The organism is Lentzea alba, assembly GCF_011067745.1.
GTDB lineage: Bacteria > Actinomycetota > Actinomycetes > Mycobacteriales > Pseudonocardiaceae > Lentzea > Lentzea alba.
Genome location: NZ_JAAMPJ010000005.1, coordinates 278,965 through 302,821, shown reverse-complemented (window position 1 = coordinate 302,821; position 23,857 = coordinate 278,965). Strand labels below are relative to the sequence as shown.

Annotated in this window: 31 protein-coding genes; 11 read left to right on the top strand and 20 right to left on the bottom strand. The window is 66.6% G+C overall.

Annotation, left to right across the window (positions count from 1 at the left end; translation table 11 throughout):
* Positions 1-151 precede the first annotated feature (151 nt).
* The 6 genes from G7043_RS20445 to G7043_RS20425 all read right to left on the bottom strand — a co-directional run bounded on the left by G7043_RS20445 (position 152) and on the right by G7043_RS20425 (position 3,305).
* Entirely contained in the window at positions 152-355 is a 204-nt protein-coding gene (locus tag G7043_RS20445) for a cold-shock protein (protein WP_166047641.1), read from the bottom strand.
* Positions 356-923: 568 nt separating this feature from the next.
* Positions 924-1,097, bottom strand: a complete 174-nt coding sequence (locus tag G7043_RS20440; protein WP_166047640.1) for a hypothetical protein — start codon at positions 1,095-1,097, stop codon at positions 924-926.
* A gap of 82 nt (positions 1,098-1,179) precedes the next feature.
* Positions 1,180-2,049: a transglutaminase-like domain-containing protein gene (locus G7043_RS20435; protein ID WP_207311440.1), complete on the bottom strand. Its 870-nt coding sequence runs from the start codon at positions 2,047-2,049 to the stop codon at positions 1,180-1,182.
* Positions 2,046-2,144, bottom strand: a complete 99-nt coding sequence (locus G7043_RS48410) for a DUF6307 family protein (protein WP_313887987.1) — start codon at positions 2,142-2,144, stop codon at positions 2,046-2,048. The genes G7043_RS20435 and G7043_RS48410 overlap by 4 nt, the downstream gene beginning before the upstream one ends.
* Positions 2,145-2,458: 314 nt before the next feature.
* A complete protein-coding gene (locus G7043_RS20430; protein WP_166047638.1) occupies positions 2,459-2,923 on the bottom strand; it encodes a DUF6292 family protein in 465 nt (154 codons plus the stop codon).
* A 205-nt stretch (positions 2,924-3,128) separates the two neighbouring features.
* Positions 3,129-3,305 (bottom strand): CsbD family protein, encoded by a 177-nt coding sequence (locus G7043_RS20425; protein ID WP_166047636.1) that lies wholly within the window; start codon positions 3,303-3,305, stop codon positions 3,129-3,131.
* A 235-nt stretch (positions 3,306-3,540) separates the two neighbouring features.
* Between G7043_RS20425 and G7043_RS20420 the strand changes: the two genes are divergently transcribed.
* From G7043_RS20420 to G7043_RS20410, 3 genes are all read left to right on the top strand, one after another.
* Positions 3,541-4,320 carry a hypothetical protein gene (locus tag G7043_RS20420; protein ID WP_313887986.1) on the top strand — a complete coding sequence of 260 codons (780 nt, stop codon included), beginning with the start codon at positions 3,541-3,543 and terminating at the stop codon, positions 4,318-4,320.
* A gap of 74 nt (positions 4,321-4,394) precedes the next feature.
* On the top strand, positions 4,395-5,438 hold the full coding sequence (locus G7043_RS20415; protein WP_166047634.1) for a hypothetical protein: 1,044 nt from the start codon (positions 4,395-4,397) through the stop codon (positions 5,436-5,438).
* Positions 5,439-5,510: 72 nt separating this feature from the next.
* The gene (locus G7043_RS20410; protein WP_166047632.1) at positions 5,511-6,365 is read left to right on the top strand and encodes a hypothetical protein; all 855 of its coding nucleotides are present in this window, start codon (positions 5,511-5,513) and stop codon (positions 6,363-6,365) included.
* Positions 6,366-6,469: 104 nt separating this feature from the next.
* On the opposite strand, the gene tcmP is transcribed toward G7043_RS20410, so the two are convergent.
* The 4 genes from tcmP to G7043_RS20390 all read right to left on the bottom strand — a co-directional run bounded on the left by tcmP (position 6,470) and on the right by G7043_RS20390 (position 9,763).
* Positions 6,470-7,837, bottom strand: coding sequence for a three-Cys-motif partner protein TcmP (gene tcmP, locus G7043_RS20405; protein ID WP_166047630.1), 1,368 nt, complete (start codon positions 7,835-7,837; stop codon positions 6,470-6,472).
* A 172-nt stretch (positions 7,838-8,009) separates the two neighbouring features.
* Positions 8,010-8,894 (bottom strand): DUF5131 family protein, encoded by an 885-nt coding sequence (locus tag G7043_RS20400; RefSeq protein WP_313887985.1) that lies wholly within the window; start codon positions 8,892-8,894, stop codon positions 8,010-8,012.
* A 12-nt stretch (positions 8,895-8,906) separates the two neighbouring features.
* The gene (locus G7043_RS20395) at positions 8,907-9,119 is read right to left on the bottom strand and encodes a hypothetical protein (RefSeq protein WP_166047628.1); all 213 of its coding nucleotides are present in this window, start codon (positions 9,117-9,119) and stop codon (positions 8,907-8,909) included.
* Positions 9,116-9,763: a class I SAM-dependent methyltransferase gene (locus G7043_RS20390; RefSeq protein WP_166047626.1), complete on the bottom strand. Its 648-nt coding sequence runs from the start codon at positions 9,761-9,763 to the stop codon at positions 9,116-9,118. The genes G7043_RS20395 and G7043_RS20390 overlap by 4 nt, the downstream gene beginning before the upstream one ends.
* An 87-nt stretch (positions 9,764-9,850) precedes the next feature.
* On the opposite strand from G7043_RS20390, the gene G7043_RS20385 reads away from it, so the two are divergent.
* Positions 9,851-10,459: a TetR/AcrR family transcriptional regulator gene (locus tag G7043_RS20385; protein ID WP_313887984.1), complete on the top strand. Its 609-nt coding sequence runs from the start codon at positions 9,851-9,853 to the stop codon at positions 10,457-10,459.
* A 176-nt stretch (positions 10,460-10,635) separates the two neighbouring features.
* Here G7043_RS20385 and G7043_RS20380 read toward each other — a convergent pair whose 3' ends face one another.
* Both G7043_RS20380 and G7043_RS20375 read right to left on the bottom strand, forming a co-directional pair.
* Positions 10,636-11,157 (bottom strand): hypothetical protein, encoded by a 522-nt coding sequence (locus tag G7043_RS20380; RefSeq protein WP_166047624.1) that lies wholly within the window; start codon positions 11,155-11,157, stop codon positions 10,636-10,638.
* Entirely contained in the window at positions 11,154-11,291 is a 138-nt protein-coding gene (locus G7043_RS20375; RefSeq protein ID WP_166047622.1) for a hypothetical protein, read from the bottom strand. The genes G7043_RS20380 and G7043_RS20375 overlap by 4 nt, the downstream gene beginning before the upstream one ends.
* Before the next feature lie 74 nt (positions 11,292-11,365).
* On the opposite strand from G7043_RS20375, the gene G7043_RS20370 reads away from it, so the two are divergent.
* The 5 genes from G7043_RS20370 to G7043_RS20350 all read left to right on the top strand — a co-directional run bounded on the left by G7043_RS20370 (position 11,366) and on the right by G7043_RS20350 (position 14,311).
* On the top strand, positions 11,366-11,938 hold the full coding sequence (locus tag G7043_RS20370) for a TetR/AcrR family transcriptional regulator (RefSeq protein ID WP_166047620.1): 573 nt from the start codon (positions 11,366-11,368) through the stop codon (positions 11,936-11,938).
* A gap of 62 nt (positions 11,939-12,000) precedes the next feature.
* Positions 12,001-12,366 carry a hypothetical protein gene (locus G7043_RS20365; protein ID WP_166047618.1) on the top strand — a complete coding sequence of 122 codons (366 nt, stop codon included), beginning with the start codon at positions 12,001-12,003 and terminating at the stop codon, positions 12,364-12,366.
* 95 nt (positions 12,367-12,461) lie between these two features.
* Positions 12,462-13,490 carry a sulfite exporter TauE/SafE family protein gene (locus tag G7043_RS20360; RefSeq protein WP_166047616.1) on the top strand — a complete coding sequence of 343 codons (1,029 nt, stop codon included), beginning with the start codon at positions 12,462-12,464 and terminating at the stop codon, positions 13,488-13,490.
* Between the two features lie 14 nt (positions 13,491-13,504).
* Positions 13,505-13,720: a heavy-metal-associated domain-containing protein gene (locus G7043_RS20355; protein WP_166047614.1), complete on the top strand. Its 216-nt coding sequence runs from the start codon at positions 13,505-13,507 to the stop codon at positions 13,718-13,720.
* 207 nt (positions 13,721-13,927) lie between these two features.
* Entirely contained in the window at positions 13,928-14,311 is a 384-nt protein-coding gene (locus G7043_RS20350; RefSeq protein WP_207311438.1) for a hypothetical protein, read from the top strand.
* On the opposite strand, the gene G7043_RS20345 is transcribed toward G7043_RS20350, so the two are convergent.
* The 8 genes from G7043_RS20345 to G7043_RS20310 form a co-directional block, all read right to left on the bottom strand.
* Complete coding sequence (locus G7043_RS20345; RefSeq protein WP_166047610.1) at positions 14,308-15,096, bottom strand: alpha/beta fold hydrolase; 789 nt, start codon at positions 15,094-15,096, stop codon at positions 14,308-14,310. The two genes, G7043_RS20350 and G7043_RS20345, sit on opposite strands and share 4 nt — an antisense overlap.
* Positions 15,097-15,154: 58 nt before the next feature.
* On the bottom strand, positions 15,155-17,395 hold the full coding sequence (locus G7043_RS20340; RefSeq protein ID WP_166047608.1) for a heavy metal translocating P-type ATPase: 2,241 nt from the start codon (positions 17,393-17,395) through the stop codon (positions 15,155-15,157).
* 31 nt (positions 17,396-17,426) lie between these two features.
* Positions 17,427-18,365, bottom strand: a complete 939-nt coding sequence (locus G7043_RS20335; RefSeq protein WP_166047606.1) for a hypothetical protein — start codon at positions 18,363-18,365, stop codon at positions 17,427-17,429.
* 11 nt (positions 18,366-18,376) lie between these two features.
* On the bottom strand, positions 18,377-18,586 hold the full coding sequence (locus G7043_RS20330; RefSeq protein WP_166047604.1) for a heavy-metal-associated domain-containing protein: 210 nt from the start codon (positions 18,584-18,586) through the stop codon (positions 18,377-18,379).
* A gap of 37 nt (positions 18,587-18,623) precedes the next feature.
* Positions 18,624-18,905, bottom strand: coding sequence for a metal-sensitive transcriptional regulator (locus tag G7043_RS20325; protein ID WP_166047602.1), 282 nt, complete (start codon positions 18,903-18,905; stop codon positions 18,624-18,626).
* 216 nt (positions 18,906-19,121) lie between these two features.
* The gene (locus tag G7043_RS20320; protein ID WP_166047599.1) at positions 19,122-20,060 is read right to left on the bottom strand and encodes a M56 family metallopeptidase; all 939 of its coding nucleotides are present in this window, start codon (positions 20,058-20,060) and stop codon (positions 19,122-19,124) included.
* Positions 20,057-20,422, bottom strand: a complete 366-nt coding sequence (locus G7043_RS20315) for a BlaI/MecI/CopY family transcriptional regulator (RefSeq protein ID WP_166047597.1) — start codon at positions 20,420-20,422, stop codon at positions 20,057-20,059. Before G7043_RS20315 ends, G7043_RS20320 begins: the two co-directional genes overlap by 4 nt.
* Before the next feature lie 99 nt (positions 20,423-20,521).
* Positions 20,522-21,130 (bottom strand): DUF305 domain-containing protein, encoded by a 609-nt coding sequence (locus tag G7043_RS20310; RefSeq protein ID WP_166047595.1) that lies wholly within the window; start codon positions 21,128-21,130, stop codon positions 20,522-20,524.
* A 600-nt stretch (positions 21,131-21,730) separates the two neighbouring features.
* On the opposite strand from G7043_RS20310, the gene G7043_RS20305 reads away from it, so the two are divergent.
* Complete coding sequence (locus G7043_RS20305; protein ID WP_166047593.1) at positions 21,731-22,216, top strand: DUF4396 domain-containing protein; 486 nt, start codon at positions 21,731-21,733, stop codon at positions 22,214-22,216.
* A 127-nt stretch (positions 22,217-22,343) separates the two neighbouring features.
* The gene (locus G7043_RS20300; protein ID WP_166047591.1) at positions 22,344-23,777 is read left to right on the top strand and encodes an MFS transporter; all 1,434 of its coding nucleotides are present in this window, start codon (positions 22,344-22,346) and stop codon (positions 23,775-23,777) included.
* The last annotated feature ends 80 nt before the right edge of the window (positions 23,778-23,857 follow it).

The following is a 23,857-nucleotide window of genomic DNA, read 5'->3' as shown; positions in this document are numbered from 1 at the left end:
GTGTAGGTCACTCGGAATTGATGGCTACCCGTGTGCCGGGTGGCGAAACTCCGCACCGCACGGAATCCGGTTCCTCTCCACCGAGTCCACAGTGGACGACACTCGGCCGGGTCGGCGGCCGGCCGAGACCGGCCGCCGGTTCGTCAGCCGATCAGAGAACGCGCACGGAGACCGCCCGCGGTCCCTTGTCGCCCTCGCCGATCTCGAACTCCACCTGCTGGTTGTCCGGGATGCCCTGGAAGGCGTAGCCGTTCACCTCGGAGTGGTGCAGGAACAGGTCCGGCCCGCCGTTCTCGGGCGCGATGAAGCCGAAACCCTTGCTACCACTGAACCACTTGACGGTACCTCGGTTCATGCACGTGCTCCTTCCACAGGCCGGAACACGTCGAATGCCTCCGGGAAAGTCGGGGTGGTGTGCTGGTCGTGTCGCGAGACCTTGCCGCAGGAGCCCGGTGGCAGGTTCGCCAGGCCGAGCATGGACAGCAGTTCACGGCAGTCGCCCGCATCGTGAGCGTGTTCCGCCACTCGCCTGGCGGCCTGGCGTTGTTGGAGGGTTTCCACTCGTTGCGCGGACAGTCGTGCTTCGGCGAAGTCGACGGCTGCGCGGGGCCTGGAAGGGGAAGGCTGGCGATCCGGCTGCAAGCCGGTGCTCCTGTCTCCGGCCGGAGAACCACCGGACCGGACGGGATCGGGGACCGCGTCGGCCGGATGCCGTCGGCTGGACCCCAACCCGTCCCACAGTAGCCGAAGGTCGCCAAGCCGCGGGTCAGCCGCGAGCGGGTGGGCGCGGCGATGCGGGTGCGGCCGGGTCGAGGTCCGCCCGGCCAGGCGGCAGCGGGAGCAGGAGGGCGCCGCCGATCACCTGACGGTCGGCGGTGCGCTCGATCGCCCATCGGCCGGCCGGGGCCGGAAGGCGGACGCTTTCAGCGGTCCACTGCTGAAAGCAGCAACCTCATGGCCGTCTCGTCCGGAACCTGGTCCATTTCGGGACTGAGCCAGCGGGGCACCTCGGCCTGGCCGTAGACGTCCAGCGCGGCGGGTGCGTCGTCGACATGCCACGGACGCAACGTCAGCCGGTCGGTGTTCACCACGTTCACCGAACGAGCACAGGCGCGAATTGCGCTGCTGCACGACGTGCCCTCGGTAACTTCACCGTGCTCCGCCGCGGACAGAACCCGCTCAGCGCCACGACGGGGCCAGGTCCTCTTCCGCCTGAACGACCATCGACTCGAGCACCGGGCCGCCGAACGTGGTGACCATCGCGACGTCCGCGGCGTCGCGGCCTCTCCCGATGACGACGCGTCCCTTGCGGGGCTCGTTGTTGCGCGGGTCGAAGGTCCACCAGCGGTCACCCAGCCAGACCTCCATCCACGCCGCGAAGTCCATCGGAGCGCCGTCGGGCCGCACGTCCAGGTCCGGCAGGTAACCGAACACGTACCGGGCCGGGATGTTGAGGGCTCGGCAGAACGAGATCGCCAGATGCGTGAAGTCACGGCAGACACCGAAACCCGCGGCGTTGACGTCGGCCGCGGTGGACAACGCGGTGGAGGTGCCGTAGCCGAAGCTCAGCGACTCGTGGACGTGCCTGCAGATCTCGCGCACCCGGTCGTAACCGGGCGGATGCGAGCCGAACCTGGACCACGCCTCGTCGCCCAGCACGTCGGACACGCAGTACCTGCTGGGCAACGTGTACAGCAGCACGTCGTCCGGAAGCCCGTCGGGCAGCGTCTCCGGCACGGTGTCGTCCACGTCCTCCGTCCTGTCCGGCACGTCCACCCACGCGCTGTAGTGCACTGTGGACAGACCGGGAGGAAGCACGATCCTGGTGTTGCGGTTGCCGTACAGGTCGAGGTGGTGCCGCATCGGGACGTCCGGCCGCACGTCCAGGTGCTCCTGACTGACCCGCACGTCCGCGCTCCACAGCGGGCGCACGAGGAACACCGCCGGCGTGGGCACTTCGGCGCGGTAGGTGAACGCACAACCGACGCGGAGCAGTCGGGTGCCCCACGTCAGCTGCGTCGCGCCAGTGCCGTAGTGGCGCGAGTTCAACGCACCCGCTCGGGAATGTGGTCCAGCGCGCGCAACACGTGCACCGCGAGATGCCGTGCGCCCTTGGCGTCGAGCTCGGTTCGGCCGGTCAGCACGTCCTCCACCATTTTGAGTCTGCGCTCATAAGCGGATGTCCAGGTCGATGTCGTCATCCAAGTCCTTGCGTTGTTTGTTCGGGCGGGCAGGAACTTCCGGCACCGATCACGTCCACAGAGGACTCGCCGCTCCAGCCGCAACCGTGATCGCAACGGAAACAGAGGCTCCGGCTCGAAAAAGGACCGGTTCAGGTTTCGCCGAGCGTGGCGTGAGCTCGAGTGCTCAGATGCGAGATGCTCCCGGCAAAACCGACACTACACGCTTTCAGCCTTGATCAGCGGAAATGCCGTCCACGGTTTCAACCACTCGGGTGTCAGGTTGCGTAACGTTCCATGCACTCGGCGAGGTCCGACCACCCCATCAGCGGCGGGCCTGCCACTGGGGCCTCCCGGACACCGAGGCGTCCCATGGACTCGGCCACCAGACGCGCCACGACCTCTGGCGCCTGCACGATGTCCCCGGTGGAGCGGGCGAGCACGATCAGAGGCTCGGTGGGATCGGTCTCGATCGACACCACCCAGCCCTGCGTCGCGCTCCAGACGAGCATGACGTCACGAGCAGGGTGAGCCACAGCACGGCAGCCGAGGGCGATGTAGGCCGTCGCGGTGTCGGTCACCTCGAAGCTGATGCCGTCGCGCGGCACGCCGAGAGCCTCGGCGACCTTCTCCACATAACGCTCGAGTGCACCCGCCAGCACGTGCGTGCCCTCGGACGTGGCGACAGGCGCGTTCGGGCCGCGCGGGATCCGGTCATCACTGATGGGCGCGGTCACTGCCATGCGGACTCCGTGTTCCTTCGATCGCTGCGGAGCCACGGCGGGCGGGCGCACAGACCGCGGAGGTGACGAAGCGAGTGGACGAGCCGGTCAACGGCCCTGTGCCTTCACCGTAGCGGCTCGGAGCCGAGATGACGTGCTCGCCGACCGACGCGCCCAGGAGCGCGCACCACCGGGGTGCGCGCTCCTGGGGAGAGCAGTGGGCCGTTCAGTCCTTCTTGAAGGCGTCCTTGACCTTCTCGGCCGACTCACTGAGGTGACCCTTCGCCTGGTCGACCTTGCCCTCGGTTTCCAAGCTGCTGTCGTCGGTCGCGTCGCCGACGCCTTCCTTGACCTTGCCCTTGAGCTGGTCAGCCTTGGCGTCGAGCTTGTCGTCGGTGCCCATGTGTCCTTCCTCGACACCCGAATCTCAGGTGCGGCGTCTGCCTCCGGATGCCCGCTCAGACGGACCTCAACCACGTTCGGCGAAGAACACCGCCGCCGAGGCGTTGGACACTAGATGCAAGAAAGCAGGTAGAGACGAATCTCTACCTGCTTTTTCGGAGTACGCCGCCAGGGACTCGAACCCCGGACCCGCTGATTAAGAGTCCTCGGGTCGGCCTCGACGGTGGTGCCGGGTGATGCCGGTGAGTGCCGTTTCTGCACTTCAGGTCCAGGATGCGTCGAGTGCTCCTGTCGCGATGTGCCGCTCTGAATCGCCGCAGGTCAGGGATCTCGGGCTCAACTCGGGCCCCTCGGGCGCACTTTCCGGCATGCTCCAGGACGTCGAGCGGGCGGTCACGGTGATCATGGCGACGGTCGTCGGGCTCACCTTCCTCTTCGGCTTCGGGAACGTCCTCAACCTCGCTCTGAGGCTCGGCGTCCCGGTGTGGGTGGCCCCGCTTATCGCCCCTGCGGTTGATCTCTCGGTCCTGGGACTCTTGCTCGCGACGAGGCACTTGGCCTTGCACAGCGCGTCGGTCGAGGTCCTGCAACCGCTGCGACGATTCACCCTCTTCGTCAGCGTCGTCACCTTGGCGCTCAACGTGGCGGACCCGCTGCTGTCCGGTGACTACGGGAAAGCCGCGTTCGACGCGGTTGGCCCGGTCCTTCTGATCGGATGGGCCGAGGTTGGGCCAGGCATGCTGCAGGCGGTCTCGCAGGCTGGTCGATCACAGCCCGCTGGGGTTGTCGCTGCCAGCGTTGGGCGGGTTCCGAACGACATGGTCGACGTCCAAGCCGACCTGGCAGACCTCGACCTGGCCCGGCGAGCGGATGCCCGGCACTGGTCGGAGCACAAGCGGCCTATTTCAGCGGACTCTCTTCGGAGCGAGCTCAAGATCAGCATGGATCGTGCGCGGGATCTGGTGGCGGCGTTGCGCGCAGAGCTGGCCAACGTGATCGCCGAGCGTGCTTGCTGACTGGTCGTCGTCCGTGGTGTCGCGCGGCAGGAATGTGCGCGCGAATTGTCAGACCTGAGGCGCACAATCACGGCATGCGGAACGAAGGTGGTGGAAGCTGGCGCAAGCTCAACCGGTATCGGATGGCTGAGGGCGTCGAGATCGTGCGCGGCCAGGGCGATCGTGTTGAGCTGAAGGTCAGCATGCCGGGCGATGAGCACGGCTTCTTCGGACGGCAGTGCCCGAGCTGCGATCAGGTGTTCAGGGTCAGCATGATCGACTACGAGAAGCTGCCGGACGACCTCTTCCTATGGTGTGTGTACTGCGGTCACCACTGCGAGCACTCGGAGTTCATGACCCAGCAGCAGAAAGACCGTGCGCTGCAGGCTGTAACTGATCTCAGCGTTCAGATGGTGGATCACATGTTCGCTGAAGTGTTCGGCCGGGGGTCACGGTCTCGCCGTTCGGGATCTGGTATCGAGATCCGGTATCGGTCCAAACCGTTCTACCCGCGTCCGTTGCCCGGAATCGACGAGGAGCGTCTCGTCCGGGAGCGGAAGTGTGTCGACTGCTCGCTTCGGTATGCAGTCTTCGGTGAACATCGATTCTGCCCAGTGTGCGGGGTGCTGCCCTCTGATGTCGTTTCGACGGACGCGCTCGCCGCGGAGACCGCTCGTCTGGACGGCCTTGCTCAGCTTCCTGCGGACGCGGTGGCGACCCTGCGCGAGCAGGGCGTGTTCACCCGCATTTGGGTAGACACGCTGGAGAACCTCGTTGGCATCGTGGAGACGTTGGCAAGTGCGGTGTTCCGCGCAGCTGTGGTCGACGCCGCGACGCGCCTCAACGGTAAGGGCAACATTTTCCAGCGCCTCGATGACACCGCCGACCTGTTCGTCGCCGCCGGCCACGCGGATCTGCGCGCCGTGCTCGACACCTCGACCTGGCGCCGGCTCGGCGAGAGTTGGGCCGCCCGCCACGTGTTCACTCACAACGATGGCGTGATCGACGCCAGATACCTGGCCAGGGTGCCGAGTAGCACAGCCCGGATCGGCCAGCGGCTCACGATCACGGAAGCAAGCTGCCGTCAGGCCATCGTGGACGTCGACGCGCTGTGTCGCGCGCTCACGGCCCTGACCTGAGTTCTGGCATGCGAGGTGTCTCTCGACCTGAGGATTAAGGCGCGAGCTGCTTGAGAGGCTGGTGTTGTTGCTGTGCAAGAGCTTTACGATCGCGCGTTCGCACGGCTGGATCGCGTGGGTGTCAAGCGTCGGGACTTCGCTCAGTGCTGGGCGAATTACATCTCAGTGCATCCGTGGGATGTAGATGTCCGCAGGGTCGATTCCCGCACGCTGGAGATCTTGGCGGTCATGCGCGAGCCTGCGCCGGTCGAGCTGGCTCTAATCTTCTCGGAGTGGCTGGCAGCGCTGCGGGCGTCGCTCGACAACGCGATCTATGCCCTGGCCGCCGCGATCACCGGCGAGAATCCACCACCGCAGGCTGGGCGCATTCAGTTCCCGATCTGCTCAACTCCAGATGATTTCAAGAGTCAGGCCAAACGCCTCACGATGTTGCCGACGCACATCATCGAGGCACTTGAGAAGGGACAGCCCTACCAGTCCCCGTGGGGTCCTGAAAGCAACCTGACCTGGTGGGTCAACGAACTGGCCCGCAAAGACCGCCACCGGGAGCTGCATGTCGGGCTCGGTCGTGTTGACGAGCACCGCGTTCGGATCGCGCCGCCGGGTGGCGTCACAATCGAGTTCGACGAGACCGTCAAACCGTACAGCCACATCGAGCAAGAACTGGTGCTCGCGCGCTTCACGGCCAGCCGGGCGCTGCGGCCAGGGGAGATCACGGCAGACCTGAGGGGCGTCGCCATCGCGCCGGAGATCCAGGCCTGGGCGGACTTTCGACTGGATGGCAGGCGGCAGTCGCTCGAGGACCGGATGGTCTACACCGAGATCTTCACGCGCAACCATCTAGAGAACATGACGCTGCTGGGTAGATGCGTGCCGCCTGGCGGGTTCAGAACATTCGATCCCGCTGACCCGAAAGATGGGGCGTAACCGAGGCTTCCTTCCGAGGTTGCCCTTGCTGTCGCTGAATGTGCTTGTGGCGGTCGTGCGACTCCGCAGCGTTCGAGCAACCAGAGATGCTGCGACTGGCTTGGTCAGACCCGTCGTATCGACTGCTTCTCGATGGGCTTGCCGGTTTCGCGACGATCAACGAGACCTTGCTGAGCCAACAGGTCCCAGGCCTTTCGCACGTGCTTGCCGTCAGCAAGTCCGAGCGTCGCCCCGAAGATCGCATCCATGTCCCTGCACACGTCGAGACGAGGTCGAGTGCCTACGAGACCCTTGATGTTCTCGCTGATCGTCCCAATCCATCGCTTCTGAAGATCCTCTTCGGCACGTGCGTGCTCTTCCTCGGTGATCTGTGGAACCAGCGCTCCGGCGAACAGGTCCTCCTGGCCTGTGTCGGCCTCACGGGCGAGACGCTTGGTGAGCGTGAGCTGGTGGTTTGTCTGGCGCCAGGTCGTGTTGGCCTTCGCAGCCGCTTCGGCGATGCACCACTTGCCGTGAGGGTGGAAGGTGAAGTGGACCAGCCAGTAGACGGGGACGTCCTGCTCCAGGGTGTTCCAGACCGGAATCAGTGTCGCTTCGCACCGCTGCGGGACGCCCACCTGCGCACGTTGGCCGACCGCCCTGCAGATGCGGCGCGCGTACTCCCTGACCAGCTTGCTCACGGCTTGGCCGCCTGTGGGTGCACCTAGATAGACGTCGCGCCACCAGGCTCCGCCGAGGACCAGATCCAGCCGGTCCAGAGTGGTCGTTTGCTGGGAAGTGGGCGCGTCACTGTTGAGGAAGCCTCCCGCGCGGGAAAAAGCCATGGAGATGAAGTTGAGCAAGATCTCGGTCTTGCTTCCTCGTCCAACGCGGGGGCGTTTGAGCACGCGTACCACTTCGTCGAAGGTAGGGCCGAGGCCGTACGGATCGATGAACATGAACAGCGGTGCGTTACCCGCGAACGTCAGTGCCTCGTCCAAGTGATCGCTGGCTTTGCCGCGTCGTGCTCGCCAATGGGACTCCGCCGGCATGTGCTGCTTCAACACCGTCTGCAGGTGTTCATGGTGGCTGCGCCTGGCCTCGACGAACATGCACGCGATGTCCCGATGCGCAGCTCCGGACGCGCCCAACATCCCGGTCACGTTCTTCGCGATCAAGAGAGGGCTTCCGGGAGTGCCGTCTTCGTACTCGCCCGGTCCGGCGTGGGTGTCGATATACACGAGGCGTTTGTCTGCCTCTGTTGAACCGGCCTTGCCAGCAAACTTGGGAAAGTAGCTCTTCAGGAGGCTGTGCTTGAACACCGCCGCGGACTTCCTCGACACGAAGAACGGGTCACGACCAGTGTCTGACTCGGTGCCGATCTCGCCGCCGGTCTCCCCGCCCAGTTGGTAGTCGGCTAGCTCCTCGGCAGTGAGGTCGCTGCTCGTGCCCTCTGCGGCGCTGCGCGGATCGTCTCGCTCGTTGTCAGTCAAGCGGTCCCTCCAGCCCTCACCGAGGTGTTGCTGTTAGTGACCGTCCACGCTACGCAAGAGCGAACGTCCGTCCACTAGCTCAGACGGGTGACATGTGCTGATGAGGGCATCCTGGCGCTGACCACGCGAAGGGGGATTCGCTACGGCCTTGGCTCCTGCCGATAGGGCACGCCTACGTCGTAGGTGCGGTCACCAACTGTGACCGATCGGGCATCCCGTCCCACGTGCGGCCTTCGAGTAGACGACCGCCGGCTTTGGGCGTACGACCGCCCCACTGCTTGAAGAAGAAGGGGACGTTCGCTTCGACGCATTGGTCGCGGATGTCCATCACCCAGCGTTCTTCGACGGGACGGGCGTTCGGGCCTGATTCGCCGCCGACGATGACCCAGTCGATGTGTTCGAGGTTCACCTTGTGCAGCGGACCGATGAGCGGCTCACAGGACAGGAATCGAACCGCCGCAGGCACTTCAGAGAGATCCTCGATGCGCCCAAGCACGTCCTGGTTCTCCACCGATGTGCCGATCCACACGTTGTCCGGCCAAGTGAGCTTGTCTGCGATCCTGCGCAGTCGCAGCGCTCGTTTGGTCAGGATCTGGTACGTGTGCCGAGGGGTCGACGCCATCACGTCGAACACCCGCTGGATGAACTCGAGCGGGATCTTCGCGTGGAACAGATCGCTCATCGAGTTGACGAACACCAACCGCGGCTCACGCCACCTGAACGGCTCGGCGAGTGAAGCGGCGTGGGTCATCACTCCGAAGCCGGGGCCGCTGGTTCGAGGATTTCCGTCCGTCTGGTACTTCGCGGAACCCATGGCCTTCAACCGTTTCGCCAGCGCTAGGGCGTAACAGTTGTCGCATCCTGCCGAGATCCGATCACATCCGGTTGTCGGATTCCACGTGGTCTCGGTCCACTCGATGCTCGATCGGGTGCTCATCGCTCTCCTCCTGGCCAGATCGACACCGTAGGGCACCGGTTTCTGCCTCTGATGAGTGCTACCCCCGCTTGTATCTCGAACTTGTGTTCGATGCAACACGCCGCGCCGCACCTCCGGCATGCGTTCGGGCCGTCAGTCCGGCGAGGAGAGAAGTTCGTACGCCAGTTCAGGTCCCATCCAACACGCTGGAGGCTCTGAACCTGCTTGGCCGCCACCCGTTCCGGACACGGCGGCCATGTTGCTGCTCGCGAAGATCGCCGTGGCTTTCGTCGTGCGGGTCTGGTGGCCGAGTCCGATGTGGATGATCGGGTCGACGAGCACGGCCACCACCGCGACCTTCTTCACTCGGCGTCGCCCGGTTTGTTCGCGCGAACACAATGCAGGAACCAGCTGACCCGCGTGGTCGCCCCGAGGTCGAAGCCGGCGTCGCCGAGCATGGGTGCGATCCGCTCGACCGGGTTGTCCCGCATCGACTCCCCGGCGATCGCGCCGACGAGGTGCCTGGCCAGGTGTCCCTTCGGTGGCTGGAAGTCCGCGACGAGTACCCGGCCTCCCGGTCGCAGCACGCGGAACATCTCGCCGAACGCCCTGATGCGGGCGTCCTCCGGGATGTGGTGGATCGCCAGGCTGGACAGGACGACGTCGAACGACGCGTCCGGCAAGTCGAGCGCCTCTGCCTTGCCGAGCACGAACGAACAGTTGGCGCTCGTCCGTCTGCGTCGGGCCTCGGTCACCATCTGTTCGGAAGCATCAACGCCCACGGAGCGTCGGCCCGTCGAGGCGGCGAGCGCCGTGAGGTACCCAGGTCCGCAGCCGATGTCGAGCACCTCGTCCTCCACGATGATTTCCGCGAGGTCGACAAGGCGCCCGAAGATGCGGCGACGGCTGCCGGTGAACACGATCGCGGACAGCAGTTCGTAGGTGCGGGCGTGGCGGATTGCGCCGGGAGCGCCGTCGTCGACTTTGCCGTGCTGGTAACCCCTGTGCATCGCGTTCTCCTCTAACTTAGTGATGACTAAGGAGCCGTTGGGGTGCGAGCTTAGTCACGACTAAGTAGAGGTGTCTAGGATGTTTCCGTGACCGAACAACGGGAGCGCCGGACCCGGATGACCGCCGAAGAGCGCCGTGAGACGATCCTCGCGGCTGCCACTGAGCTGTTCGCGGAGGTCGGCTACCTGCGCGGCAAGACGTCAGCGGTCGCCCGCAAGATCGGTGTGAGCGAACCTGTGGTGTTCCAGAACTTCGGCACCAAGGCGGCCCTGTTCGCCGCCGTCGTCGACCGCGCCGCCGACCACATCTGCCGCATGGTCGAACGGGTCACGGACGCGGACATCCCGGTCTCCGTCCTGCTCAAGATGATGCTCGACCCCGAACACCTGCAGCACGTGCACAGCGCGGGCTCGGTGGGGGCGATCTTCGCCGATGCCTCCACGATCCACAACGAACCGGAGATTGAGGCGGCCACCAGGCGCGCCGTGCAACAGTTCGCCGCTGCGATCACCGGCCTGCTCGACCGCGGCCTGGCAGGCGGCGAGCTCCGTGCCGATCTCGACACCGAAGCCGCCGCCTGGTGGTTGCTCTCCATGGTGGCCTCGCAGAGGTTCCGTCAGACCACCGCCGCTGACCCGCGTGCGGTCGAAGCACGGCTCACGGAGGGCACGCTCGCGTTCCTGACTGAACGCTGATCAGCTCGCGGCTCGCGAGCAGGCCGCCAGGCCGGATCAGGTCAACCCAGCGCATCAGTGCGGGTCTCTGGCAATGCTCAGAGCACATGCCGGGCGAGCGCCACATCGAAAGTATCTGGCGCATGGTGAGAAACGTCGACCCGTCGTTCGGCGAGGCGTGTGTTGATTCGTCGAGGTCAACTCCTTTGTAGATCGGTACGGTTGGCCTGCCACTTCGTGCCCTGTGGTGTGAGGCCGCGTGGCTTGAAGATCGACAAAGAGACGGCGATCAGGAGCACCGCGACTGCGGCGGTCGCGTCGGCCACGAGCTGGACGCGGAGTGCGCCGAGATCGCCTCCAGTCAAAGCTCGTTCCAGAGCGACGGCGGCGACCTGGCTCGTCGGCGTCATGTGGAGCAGCAGGAGTCCGGTGGCGACGACGGAGATCAGCAGTTTCGCCAGCACCCAGTAGTGCCTGAACAAGCCCCAGGTGGTGCTGAGCGACTGCAGTAGCCCCGTGAGGAACGACGCGATGCTCAGCGGCACGATCACGTACCAGCCGATCAGTTCCATCGCGATGTAGGACCCGCGGACGGCCTGGTCGGAGGAGCTAGTCAAGCCTGTGATGGCCAGCGCGAGGAAGCCGGCGACCGAGCCGAGCCAGCCCACGGACGTGGTCACGTGCGCCGTCAGGCTGAGTTTGCGCAGACGGCGGCTCACGGCGTGTGGCCCCCGAAGCTGTTGCCGGCGAGGTGCAGGACCACGACTGCGAGAAGTAGTAGCAGGACGATGGCGGCGGAGACCTTGACCCAGCGAGGTACGCCGGTCTGGCCGCGAGGTGTCGGATCGGTCATGGCTGCATTTTACGAGACACTGTGTCTATGTCTAGACGCAGTGTCTCGTAGGTGTCATGCCGTATACTTCATTCGTGCCCAAGCTGTGGAGTGACACCGTCGACGAGCACCGCCGTGAGGTGCGTGATGCGGTGCTCGACGCCACCGCGCAGCTGGTGCATGAGCAGGGGTTGCGAGCCGTCACGATGTCCGAGATCGCCGCGAAGGCGGGGATCGGGCGGGCCACGCTCTACAAGTACTTCGCGGACGTCGAGACGATCTTGTTCGCCTGGCACGAGCGGCAGATCGTCGCGCACCTCGCCGAGCTTGCTCGGGTGCGCGATCAGGCGGAGGAGCCGCTGCTGGCAGTTCTGGAGGCGTACGCGCACATCACAGGGGGCTCGCGTCAGCATCACCACGGCGGTGAGCTCGCTTCGATTCTGCATCGGGATCACCGGCTCGCTCATGCACACCGTCAGCTGCACCAGATGGTTTGTGAGCTGATCACCGTCGAGGTGCGGGCGGGACGCGTGCGCCGTGACGTTGCGCCCGAGGAACTTGCGCAGTACTGCCTGCATGCCCTCGGAGCGGCGGGCGAACTGTCCTCCAAGGCAGCGGTGAGCCGTCTCGTCTCGGTGACAATGGCCGGCTTGCGGGGCGTCAGCTAACTACTGTCTCGGGTAGTAGATCCCAACATGCGCCTGACACCAGGCTCCGTACGATGTCGGCCGTGACGAGTACGGAGGCACGAGCCGGGCGAGGACACCTCGTGCGGCTCATCGTCGTTGCCGTGCTCGCAGTCCTGGCGCTCATGGTGGGCGTGCAGTGCAGTGACGGCATGAGCACGGCCATGCCGATGTCGTCCAGCGCCACGATGGCGATGCCGATGGAGCAACACGATTCCGGCCTGGGCACGGGTGAGTCGCTCGCCATGTGCCTCGTTCTCGTCGTGGCGGTGGCCGCCGCGGTGGTCTTGCTGGCAATGCCTGCCGTGCGCGGATCCGTGGTGACGTTGGCGTCCAGCGCTCTCGCGCGGGCGCCGGGCACGCTGTCGCGCGCTCCGAGCCTTGCGAGCCTCTGTTTGTTGCGTCTGTAGGAGAGGTCTGTCCGCAGCGTGGTCTTCCCGCTGCTGGACGTGCGGTTTCCCGGCTTTTCAGCTGATTCCGATCCTCATCTCCGCAGGAGTTGTTCGTGAACCTCGTTCCTGTCCTCGTCACCGGTCTGTTCGCCGGTGGTGTGTCCTGTGCCGCCGTACAGGGTGGCCTGCTCACCGGGCTGATCACCCGCCAACGCACTGCTGCCGGCACGCAGGTCGCCATAGGGGGCTGGCGGGCCCAGCTCGGTGACGACCTGGCTCCCGTTGGTGGCTTTCTCGCGGGCAAGCTCGTGTCCCACACCCTTCTCGGCGCGTTGCTCGGCGCACTCGGCGGCGCTGTCGAGCTGGAAGTCGGCGTGCGCACCTGGCTGCAGATCGGTGCGGGACTGCTGATCGTGGTCTTCGGTCTGGCGCAGCTCGGTGTCCCCGGCTTCCGCCGCATCGTGGTGGAGCCTCCGACCGCCTGGTTGAAAGTGGTGCGCAACCGTGCCCGGTCGCAGGCGGCTCTTGCTCCGGCGGTTCTCGGATTCGTCACGGTGCTCGTCCCGTGCGGCGTCACGCTCTCGGTGGAGGCACTCGCGCTCACGTCCGGGTCAGCGTTGATGGGTGCCGCGACGATGGCGGTGTTCGTGCTCGGGACCGGCCCGCTCTTCGCGATTCTCGGTTATGCCGCCCGCAAGGCCGCCACCGCGTGGAAGGGGCGGCTTGCAGTGGTGACGGGCCTTGTTGTCCTCGCGATGGGGCTGTACACCCTCAACGGTGGGCTTGAGCTCGCCGGTGCACCGTTCGCAGCGAGCCGGATCGTGCAGGCGGCCTCGCAAAGCGACACTCCGGTGGACACGACAGCAGTGACCGTCGCTGATGGAAAGCAGACCGTGGTGATCACCACGCGCACTGGGGCCTACAGCCCTGACAACGTCCAGGCCCAGGCCGGCTTGCCGACCACGCTCGTGGTGAAGTCGGACGGAGCACAGGGATGCGTGCGTTCCTTCGTGATCCGTGACGAGGAGAAGATCTTGCCGGTGAAGGGTGAGACCCGCATCGAACTCGGCGTGCTGCAGGCAGGACGGTTGGACTACGCGTGTGGCATGGGCATGTACACCGGCGTCATCACCATCGTCTGAGGGAGGAGTCCACTGTGGCCACGCACGTGTTCCAGATCGACGGCATGCATTGCGGCAGTTGCGCATTGCTCATCGACGATGCGCTCGAGGACTTGCCCGGTGTGTTGAGCACTCAGACCAAAGTGAAGCAAGGACGGGCAACCGTCGAACTGGATCTGAGCCGCAGCACTCCTGAGGACGTGGTTCGCGTCATTGAGGAGCTGGGCTACCAAGCCGCACCGGTGTCGTGACCGCTTTGGTGTGGGGGTGGCAACCACCCGCCACACCAGAGATGGGTCTCTCCGGACGGAAGGCCACGGACAGCCTGCGAAACGCAGGGCGATCCGTCTACTGCCCGACTTAGTACGATCAATGATCGTAAGCGTTCTGCGTGCACGCCGAGGGAATCCTGCTCGTCTTAATAGCATCCGTAGGCAGGCGTCAGCTGGGAGATCATGGTGACCGACTCGAGCAAGCTCACGGTGTGTCGAGGCTGCTGTTGCGGCACGGACGCGAAGCACCCCGGTGTCGACCACGAGGGCCAGTTGCGGACGCTGCGCGAAGCGGTCGGCGAGGAGCACGTACAGGTCGCGGACTGCCTGGACTCGTGTGACTTCTCCAACGTCGTGGTGGTGCGGCCGGCTCCGTCCGCGCGGGCGGAAGGTGCCAGCCCGGTCTGGTTCGGCGGCGTACTCGGCGACGATGCGACGCGGCATGTGCTCGACTGGGTGGCAGCGGGAGGACCGGGCCGGGCTGCACTGCCCACCGAGCTCGCCGCCAAGGTGATCGAGCGGACGACAGGCCAACAAGATCCCGATCTCGACGGCGAGCTCGCGTCCTAGCGGGCCAGGAAGTCGGCGATGCGGTCCGTCCACGTCTGCACGTCGGCGACAGTCGTCGACACGTGCAGGGATGAACCCGGCATCAGCTCGTGGAGCCGTTCCGCCGTCGACACCGGGTGCAACGGATCGGTGTCCCACGTAAGGATCAGCGCCGGATGCGGCAGCGCCGCGATCGCTTCGGGGGCAGGGAGTTCAGACTCACCAATGCCGCGCAGGATCGGCGCGAGCAGCTCGTCCGGGATGTCGGGCGTCAGATCGAAGGCCGGATAGTCGGAGAAGATCGGCAACGGCGGGGTCTGAGCCCACTCGTGACGCCAGTGCACGGCACCGCGGGACTCGATCACTTCGGCGTGATCGGTGTACCACTGCCGGGTCTGGTTCGGGCCTTCTTCCCAGGACACCGGCGGAATGATGAGCACCAGGCGGCGGAATCGGCCCGGTTCGGCGATCGCGGCGCGCAACGCGACGTCGCACCCCAGCGACGAACCTATGAAGTCCATCGGCTCGTCGAAGTCGAGCTCCTCCAGCAGCGCCAACAGATCCAGCGTGAAGTTCTCGAAGCGGTAGTCGTCGGCGACCGGGCGTCCCGTCGAATGTCCATGACCGCGCTGGTCGTAGGTCAGCAGCTGCCGCCCGGAACCCAGCCGGTCGAAGTCGAGAAGGTGAAGCCGCCGCACGGCCTGCCGGCTGAGGAAGACGCCGTGGGCGTAGCCGAGCGGCGTTCCGGATCCGGTGAGCTCGTACGCGATCGTGGCGCCGGCCCTGGTGACATACCTGTCCTGCATCACTGCCCCCTCAGCGTGGAAGCGGTCCGGCTCGCGGATGTGCGAGCCGGACCACGGATCAGACGGTCTGCTTGTTCGCGCTGCGGAATCCCCGCAGGCGCAGGCTGTTGCTCACCACGAAGACCGACGAGAATGCCATGGCGGCCCCGGCGATCATCGGGTTGAGCAGGCCGAGCGCGGCCAGTGGCAGGGCGGCCACGTTGTAGGCGAACGCCCAGAACAGGTTGCCCTTGATCGTCGCCAGCGTCCGGCGGGACAACCGGATCGCGTCGACCGCCGCGCGCAGGTCGCCGCGCACGAGGGTCAGGTCGCTCGCCTCGATCGCGACGTCCGTGCCGGTGCCCATGGCCAGCCCCAGGTCGGCCTGGGCGAGTGCGGCGGCGTCGTTCACGCCATCACCGACCATGGCGACCACGCGGCCCTCGGCCTGCAGCCGCTTCACGACCTCGACCTTGTCCTTGGGCAGCACCTCGGCGATCACCTCGTCGATGCCGACCTCAGCGGCCACGGCCTTGGCGACGGCCTCGTTGTCGCCGGTCAGCAACACGGGCCGCAGGCCGAGCCCACGCAGGCCGGCGATCGCCTCAGCGGAGGTGAGCTTGACCGTGTCGGCCACGACCAGAACGCCTCGTGCTTCGCCGTCCCAGGCGACCAGCACGGCCGTGCGGCCCTTGTCCTCAGCTTCCTTCTTGGCGGTCGCGAGGTCCTCGCCGAGCCGGACGCTCCACTCTTCGAGCAGCCGAGCGCGGCCGACCAGGACGGCGTGCTCGCCGACGACACCCTGCACGCCGAGGCCCTCGAGGTTCTGGAAGCCCTCGACCTCCGGAAGCTCGCCGACGCGGTCGGCGGCACCGGCGGCGATCGCTTTGGCGATCGGGTGCTCGGAAGCGTGCTCCAACGCGCCTGCCAGGCGCAGCACCTGCTCCTCGTCGATCCCGTTTGCCGCGTGCACCTCGACCAGGCTCATCTGCCCGCTGGTCACGGTGCCGGTCTTGTCGAGCACCACGGTGTCGACACGGCGGGTCGACTCCAGCACCTCAGGCCCCTTGATCAGGATGCCCAGCTGCGCACCGCGGCCGGTGCCGACCAGCAACGCGGTCGGCGTGGCCAGTCCGAGGGCGCACGGGCAGGCGATGATCAGCACCGCCACGGCCGCGGTGAAGGCCGCAGTGGCACCCGTCCCGGCACCGAGCCAGAACGCCAGCGTGCCGACGGACAGCGCGATGACGATCGGTACGAACACCGCGGAAATCCGGTCGGCGAGGCGCTGCACCTCGGCCTTGCCGTTCTGCGCGTCCTCGACGAGCTTGGCCATCTGGGCGAGCTGGGTGTCCGCGCCGACTCGCGTCGCACGAACGACCAGCCGCCCGCCAGCGTTGACCGTGGCGCCGACCACGCTGTCGCCGGTGGTCACCTCCACCGGCACGGACTCGCCGGTGATCATGCTCATGTCGACGGCCGAGCTGCCCTCGTCGACCACGCCGTCGGTGGCGATCTTCTCGCCAGGCCGCACGACGAACCGGTCGCCGACCCGCAGCTCGTCAACGCTGATGCGCTCCTCGCGGCCATCCCGCAGCACCGCGACGTCCTTCGCCCCCAGTTCGAGCAGAGCACGCAGAGCCGCACCGGCACGGCGCTTGGACCGCGCCTCGAAGTAGCGGCCCGCGAGGATGAACGTCGTCACGCCCGCCGCGACCTCGAGGTAGATGTTGCCGCTGCCCGCAGTGCGCTGGACGGTCAACTCGAAACCGTGCGTCATCCCCGGCACGCCTGCGGTGCCGAAGAACAAGGCGTACAGCGACCACAGGAAGGCCGCACCCACGCCAATGGAGATCAGCGTGTCCATCGTGGCGGCGCCGTGCCGCAGGTTGGTCCACGCGGCCTTGTGGAACGGCCACGCGGCCCACACCACGACCGGCGCAGCGAGCGTCAGGGACAGCCACTGCCAGTAGGTGAACTGCAGAGCCGGGATCATCGCCATGGCGATCACCGGCACGGTCAGCACCACGGACGCGATCAGCCTCTGCCGCAGGGAACGAGTCGGGTCCGCCTCCTCCACCTGCGTGTCGACCTGTGGGGGAGCGGGAAGCTCAGCGGTGTAGCCGGTGTTCTCGACGACCTTGACCAGGTCCTCGGCGGTCAGCGACTCGGGGAAGCTGACCCTCGCTTTCTCCGTGGCGTAGTTGACGGTCGCCTGCACTCCGTCGAGCTTGTTCAGCTTGCGCTCGATGCGGGCGGCGCAGGAGGCGCAGGTCATGCCGCCGATGGACAGTTCGATCTCACTTGCCGGTGAGCTCATGGAACGCGCCTCCTCTTCAAGGGTGTCGGGCTCAGCCACCGTGACCACCGTGGTCATCGGACGGCGTGGGCGTGGCGGTCGTCGGTGCGGGCGCAGGTGCGGAGCCACTGGTGTTGAGCGTGAAGCTCGCCGTGCGGACCTTGCCCTCGTGCTGGAAGTCCAGGAACAGCCGGTACCGCCCGGCCGTCGGTACCTCGACCGCGAACTTCACGTCCGGGCCGGCACCGGGACCTTCCTGCGGATGCACGTGCAGGTAGGCGAGATCGGCCGCGCGCAACGCGACCAGGTGGCCGTTCGCGCCCAGGTACGGCTGCAAGTCGGTGACCGGCTTGCCGTCCTTGGTAACCGTCGCGGTCACAGTGGACTCCGCGCCCGCGGTGAGGTCGCCCGTCAGCCGGACGACATAGCCGTCCACTGTGGATTCACGGGTGTCCTCGGCGAACTGCTGCGGCTCATAGGCGCCAGCGACCTGGATGTCCGCGCCCAGCACGGTCTTCGCGCCGTTCTCGGGCTTGAAGTCCGCGAACACGCGGTAGCTTCCAGCTGCGGGAAGGGTGAGCGGCGTCGACCAGGTGCCGTCCGCGGCCATCTCCGGGTGCACGTGCTGGAACCCGGAGCCATCCCGGCGCACAAGCACGAAATGGAGCTTCTTCTCGTGCTCCACGTCGAACTTGGTCACCGTGTCGCCGCTGACCGTTCCAATCCTGAAACTGAAGGTCTGCTGCGTCTGAGCGGCCAGGGTGTTTTGTGCCGGGTTGAGCACGTAACCGTTGTCCGCGACGGACAGTCCCGGCGGGAGCTTGCTGCCGGACTTGCTCTCAGGTGAAGCGGGCTGCTCGGCGCCGTGCTCCATCGCGTTCGGCTTGGTCTCCTGGCCGAACGGTCCGGCGGCGGCGCCGGCAGCCCATGCGCCGCCGAAGACGATCGCCAGCACACCCGCGTAGGCGGCCACCTTCGTGGCGGTGTTCATCTGGCTCTCCCTCAGCTGGTGACCAGCGCGTAGCCGGCCTCGGTAACCGCGGCGCGGACGTCGTCCTCCGCCACAGGCTGGTCGTTGGTGACGGTGACCTTGCCGCTGTCGAGCTCGACGGCCACGTTCTGCACTCCGCCGATCTGGCTGATCTCCTCGGTCACGGAGCTGACGCAGTGACCGCAGGTCATGCCGGTGACGGTGTAGACGGACTCGGCCATGAGCAAACTCCTCTGATGCTGTTCGGAAACGTCTGAATCAGGAGCGGACCAGGCGGGCGATGGCGTTGGTGGCCTCGGCGAGCTTCTCGTCCGCGGTCGTGCCGCCTTCGGTGATGGCCTGGCTCACGCAGTGCTTGAGGTGCTCGTCGAGCAGGTTGAGCGACACCGACTGCAACGCCCTGGTAGCGGCGGAGATCTGGGTGAGGACGTCGATGCAGTAGTCGTCGTTCTCGATCATCCGCTGCAGACCGCGCACCTGACCCTCGATGCGCCGCAACCGCCGCAGGTGGTCTTCCTTGTTGCTCGTGTAGCCGTGCATCTACCGCTCCTGTCAATCGGTCCACCGCGCGGCCGGTCGTGGATGACCGGGGGAACGGCGGGCTCTTGCCACCTTTATACCTATGGGGGGTATGGGTGTGCAAGAGATTCTGGAATACAGGTAGGGGGTATCGGTGTGAGATGGCGCGCAGGGCCCGGCTGGACACGGTCAGGTGTTGGTGTGCAACGAGGTGGCGCTGCGGTGGAAGCGCAGAAGTCAGGCGGGACAGGCGACAGCGACAACGGCGAGCACGGCACCTGAGGCCGCGATTGTGGGCAGTACGAGAGCTGTCGCTCCCGCGAATCCGCAGTACACCAGCTGACGTACGCGACCGCGCGGACTGCGGCCCGTGCGCAGGCGTGACACCCGCAGGTCGATCGCGGTCCCGCTCATGGTGAGCGCCGTGCCGGGCGCGCCGTGCTGGGACACCTTGAGCAGGGCCGCGCGCACGGCGTCAGCTCCGCAGACTCGCACAGCTGCGGAGTCGGCCGTCAGCTCCACCAGCTCGCGCAGCACACCGGGAGCCAGCTTGAACAACGGCAGGAACGGGAACGTGTGCGCCATCGCATCGGCGATCGCGATGATCAGGTGATGCCGACCGGCCAGGTGCGCGCGTTCGTGCGCGAACACGGCGTCGACCTGAGCCTGCGTGAGCTGCTCGGCCAGTGCCTGGGTCGCGACGATGACGCCCGGCTTGCCCGCCAGGCTGAACGCCAGCGGCTCGTGGTGGTCGAGCCACAGCGTTGTGCCGTCGCGGCGAGCCGCGATGCGCAACGTCGCGAGATGGTCGGCGCGAACACGGGCGCGGCGGCGCGTGCCGTGGACGAGGGCGAGGGCCAGGCGCACTGCGAGGCCGATCAGCAACAGGGCGCCCACGATGCCGCTGACCGCCTCGATGCTGGGCGTCGTGCCGTGCTGGATCGTGGACCAGCAGTCGTGCAGGGTGGCGACCGCGGACTCGCCGAACCCGTGGTCGGGGAGCAGGACCAGGACGATGCCGACCGTGGTGGTCAGGACGACGGCCACGGCCGCGGCGAGCCACGCCACGATCGCGACGAGCGGATCTCCACCACGAGCCACCCCGCGGGACAGGAAGTCGGGCGCGAACCACCCGACCAGCGCGGCGCCGATCAGGAGGGAGATCGCGACCGTCATGGGGTCGACGACCTCTTCTTCCGGGGCAGTGATCGGCGCAGAAGTTCGGACTCACGCGGCGAGGCCGACTTCGCGAAGTGCATCAGGACTGCCTCGGGATCGCCGGACGAGGCCAGAACGTCCCTGAGTGCGCGTGCGGCCGCTTCTTCCCGGCTCATCGCTGGCTCGTAGCTGTAGGCCTTGCCCTCGAGCTCGCGTGTCACCCAGCCCTTGCGGTGCAGGTTGTCCAGCACCGTCATCACGGTGGTGTATGCCAGCTTCCTGGGTGTTTCCAGCCGTTCGAGGACGTCGCGGACCTTGAGCGGTTGCTCGTGCCACAGCACGTCCATCACCGCGGCTTCCAACTCACCGAGTCCGTGCATCACCCCTCCGAGCGGTCAGGATACGACACACGCGGATCCAGAAACCCAGGCAGAACGCTGGGCGGAGGCCCGAATCGCCCTCCGCCCGGCGCTCCGGCACTACTTGAGCAGACCCTGCATCTCGGTGATCTCCGCCTGCTGGGCGGTGATGATGTCCTGGGCCAGCTTCTTGGCGTCGGGGTTACTGCCCTTCTCCTGCTCGGTCTTGGACATCTCGACCGCGCCCTGGTGGTGCTTGATCATCATGTCCAGCCACATGCGGTCGAACTCCGCACCAGTAGCGCCGTTGAGCTTCGCCATCTCCTCGGCCGTCATCATGCCCGGCATCGAGCCATGGCCGGAACCGTGATCCATACCCGGCATGGACGTCGAGGCGGGGGCGGTGCCCCACTTCGTCAGCCACTCGGTCATCTTCTTGATCTCGGGGTCCTGTGCTGCCGCGATGCGCTTGCCGAGATCGGTGACCTTGGGGTTCGTGCTCTTGCCCGGCACCATCGCCGCCATGTCCAGCGCCTGCTGGTGGTGCGCGATCATGTCCTGGCCGAACTTGACGTCCTGCTCGTTGTGGTCTGCCTGCTGGCCGGAGGCGGGAGCGGTGGTCGTCGTTGAACCGTGCTGCATGCCCGCCATGTCGTTGCCGCCGCAGCCTGCGAGGAGTGCGACCGCGGCCGCTCCGGCGACACCGAAACCGATCAGGGACTTCTTCATTGTGCTCAACTCTCTGTGCTGGGAATGTGACCGTTCGCGAAGCCGCTGCCGATCACAACCTCAAGACACACACCGAGTTCAGCGTGCCGCGCCCGCCTATCGGGGGCGGCCTTCCCGGCGCGCGCGGCCACACGGCCGCCGCTGCCCGGTTGAGAGGGGGACCCACAGGGCGCAGTAGTAACCATCCGAACAGGAGTGCCGACGCCACCGCGCACAGGATCGCCATGCAGAGGTGCAGCATGTCGTGAGCCGGCGCAGGTTCAGGTTCGCCGGGCGACTGGCCTTCATGGGCATCGGTCGTAGCCGACATGACCGCATGTCCGCCAGGCGTGTCCGCGCCCACGTTGACGTGGTGCATCCCGACAACACCGAGGAAGAGCAGGCAGAGCAGTGCCCACTGGGTCGCTGTCCGCTGCGTGCTCCCGCTCATGCAACTACCGTACCTAGTAGGTCCCATCAACGACGTCTACGGGTCACCGCCTCGATCGGTTCACTCCTCCAACATGCGAATTGGTGTTGACACCCCCACGGGGTATAGGCGTAAGGTCCTCGACCAGATACCCCCTAGGGGTACCTGGATGGCGACTTGAAGGGGAAGTCATGGATCACGGCAGCGCACAGCAGAGTCTGACCAAACTGGCTGTTTCCGCGACGCTGCACTGCCTCACCGGCTGCGCTATCGGTGAGGTACTTGGCATGGTGATCGGCACGGCGCTGGGCTGGTCGAACTTCGCGACCGTCGTGCTCTCGGTGGTGCTGGCCTTCGTGTTCGGCTACTCGTTGACGATTCGCCCGGTGCTCAAGTCTGGCGTCGCACTGAGCGTCGCGATCGGCGTGGCCTTTGCCGCCGACACCGTGTCGATCGCCGTCATGGAGATCATCGACAACGCGGTGATGCTGCTCGTGCCCGGCGCGATGGAAGCAGGGCTGGCCAACTGGTTGTTCTGGGCGAGTCTCGCGTTCTCGCTGGCCGTGGCGTTCGTCGTGACTGTCCCGGTCAACCGCTGGCTGATCTCGCGCGGCAAGGGGCACGCGGTGGTGCACCAGTACCACGGTGGCGACCACGAAGGTCATCACCAGCACTGAGTGAACCGTGGCCGCGAGAACCTCGCGGCCACGGTTTCCAGATCTTCCGTTTCGCAGGGGTAGCCGCCTTCGCGTCCACGGCAGAAGTCTGTCGTGCTGATACCCCATACCGGTATGGAGTATATGAATGTCCACTGTAGATAAATCCGCACGGCGCAGGTGGTGGGCGCTCGCTCTCATCGCCGCCGCACAGTTCATGGTCATCATGGACACCTCGATCATCGGGGTGGCCCTGCCGCGGATCCAGGAGGATCTCGGCTTCTCCCAGGAGAACCTGTCCTGGGTCTTCAATGCCTACGTCGTCGCGTTCGGTGGCCTGCTGCTGCTCGGCGGCAAGCTGTCTGACCTGCTCGGTGCCCGCCGCATGTTCGCCACCGGCTGGCTGGTGCTCCTCGTGGGCTCCGTCGTCGCCGGCGCCGCAGGCGAGATCTGGGTTGAGCTGCTCGGTCGCGCGGTGCAGGGTGCCGGAGCTGCGCTCATCGCACCCTCGGCCCTGACCCTGCTGATGATGCTGTTCGGCAGCGAACCCGCGCAGCTCGGCAAGGCACTCGCCGTTTACGGGGCCGCCGCGCCGGCCGGTGGCACCGCCGGTGTCTTCCTCGGCGGCGTGATCACCGAGTACCTGAGCTGGCCGTGGGTGTTCTACATCAACGTGCCGATCGCGGTGATCGAACTGATCGCCATCCCAGCCCTGATGCCCGCCGGTGCCGCGCAGCGTGGTTCCACCGACCTGCTCGGCGCGATCACGGTGACGGCCGGTCTCGCGGTGGCCGTTTACGCCATCGTGCGAGCTCCCGAAGCCGGATGGGCCTCGGCTGAGACGATCGTCGGCTTGATCCTCGCTGTCGTGCTGCTGGGAGCGTTCCTCGTCGTCCAGGCCAAGCGGAAGGCTCCGCTGGTGCGGCTCGGCATCTTCCGCACGCCGCAGCTCGGCGCCGCGAACATCGCGCAGCTGCTGCTCGGCGGCGCGTGGATCCCGATGTGGTTCTTCCTCAACCTCTACCTGCAGCAGGTGCTCGGCCTCGGCGCCTTCGCCAGCGGCTCGGCGCTGCTGCCGATGACCACCGCCATCATGGTGCTGATGGTGGTCGTCGCACCTCGTCTCACCGCGCGGTTCGGCGTCAAGTCGATGGTGGTCACCGGGCTCGTCGTCCTCGCTGCCGGTCTGGGCTGGCTGGCACTGGTGCGCCCGGATGGCAACTACTGGGCGGACGTGCTGCCCGCGTCCCTCGTGGCCGCCACCGGCATGGCACTGGCGTTCATCCCCTCCCTCGGCACCGCCATCTCCAGCGCACGTCCGGAGGAAGGCGGCCTCGCCTCGGGCATCGTCAACACCAGCTATCAGATCGGGTCCGCACTGGGCCTGGCCGCGATGACCGCACTGGCCGCCTCGTACGGCGCCGGCCAGCTCAGTGACGTCACCGCGCTGACCAACGGCGTATCCGCCGCGTTCGTCGGCGCCGCCGGCATTGCGGTCGCGGGTGCACTCATCGCGGCCGGCACGCTGCGCGGTCGTCGTGCGGCCGCCGCCACCGCCGAGCGCGAGCCAGCGAAGGTCTGAAACATCCGCCGGTCGTGGGCCCCCCCCCCAACGGTGGGGGGCGGCCCCCCAGGCCCCCGGGGCCCCCACCCCACCAACCC

Coding starts and splice junctions, on each gene's coding strand:
- G7043_RS20445 (WP_166047641.1), bottom strand. CDS start 355: ATGAACCGAGGTACCGTCAAGTGGTTCAGTGGTAGCAAGGGTTTCGGC.
- G7043_RS20430 (WP_166047638.1), bottom strand. CDS start 2,923: ATGGCAGTGACCGCGCCCATCAGTGATGACCGGATCCCGCGCGGCCCG.
- G7043_RS20425 (WP_166047636.1), bottom strand. CDS start 3,305: ATGGGCACCGACGACAAGCTCGACGCCAAGGCTGACCAGCTCAAGGGC.
- G7043_RS20420 (WP_313887986.1), top strand. CDS start 3,541: ATGCCGGTGAGTGCCGTTTCTGCACTTCAGGTCCAGGATGCGTCGAGT.
- G7043_RS20415 (WP_166047634.1), top strand. CDS start 4,395: ATGCGGAACGAAGGTGGTGGAAGCTGGCGCAAGCTCAACCGGTATCGG.
- G7043_RS20400 (WP_313887985.1), bottom strand. CDS start 8,894: ATGCCGGAGGTGCGGCGCGGCGTGTTGCATCGAACACAAGTTCGAGAT.
- G7043_RS20390 (WP_166047626.1), bottom strand. CDS start 9,763: ATGCACAGGGGTTACCAGCACGGCAAAGTCGACGACGGCGCTCCCGGC.
- G7043_RS20375 (WP_166047622.1), bottom strand. CDS start 11,291: ATGACCGATCCGACACCTCGCGGCCAGACCGGCGTACCTCGCTGGGTC.
- G7043_RS20345 (WP_166047610.1), bottom strand. CDS start 15,096: ATGCAGGACAGGTATGTCACCAGGGCCGGCGCCACGATCGCGTACGAG.
- G7043_RS20340 (WP_166047608.1), bottom strand. CDS start 17,395: ATGAGCTCACCGGCAAGTGAGATCGAACTGTCCATCGGCGGCATGACC.
- G7043_RS20335 (WP_166047606.1), bottom strand. CDS start 18,365: ATGAACACCGCCACGAAGGTGGCCGCCTACGCGGGTGTGCTGGCGATC.
- G7043_RS20330 (WP_166047604.1), bottom strand. CDS start 18,586: ATGGCCGAGTCCGTCTACACCGTCACCGGCATGACCTGCGGTCACTGC.
- G7043_RS20325 (WP_166047602.1), bottom strand. CDS start 18,905: ATGCACGGCTACACGAGCAACAAGGAAGACCACCTGCGGCGGTTGCGG.
- G7043_RS20320 (WP_166047599.1), bottom strand. CDS start 20,060: ATGACGGTCGCGATCTCCCTCCTGATCGGCGCCGCGCTGGTCGGGTGG.
- G7043_RS20315 (WP_166047597.1), bottom strand. CDS start 20,422: ATGCACGGACTCGGTGAGTTGGAAGCCGCGGTGATGGACGTGCTGTGG.
- G7043_RS20310 (WP_166047595.1), bottom strand. CDS start 21,130: ATGAAGAAGTCCCTGATCGGTTTCGGTGTCGCCGGAGCGGCCGCGGTC.
- G7043_RS20305 (WP_166047593.1), top strand. CDS start 21,731: ATGGATCACGGCAGCGCACAGCAGAGTCTGACCAAACTGGCTGTTTCC.
- G7043_RS20300 (WP_166047591.1), top strand. CDS start 22,344: ATGTCCACTGTAGATAAATCCGCACGGCGCAGGTGGTGGGCGCTCGCT.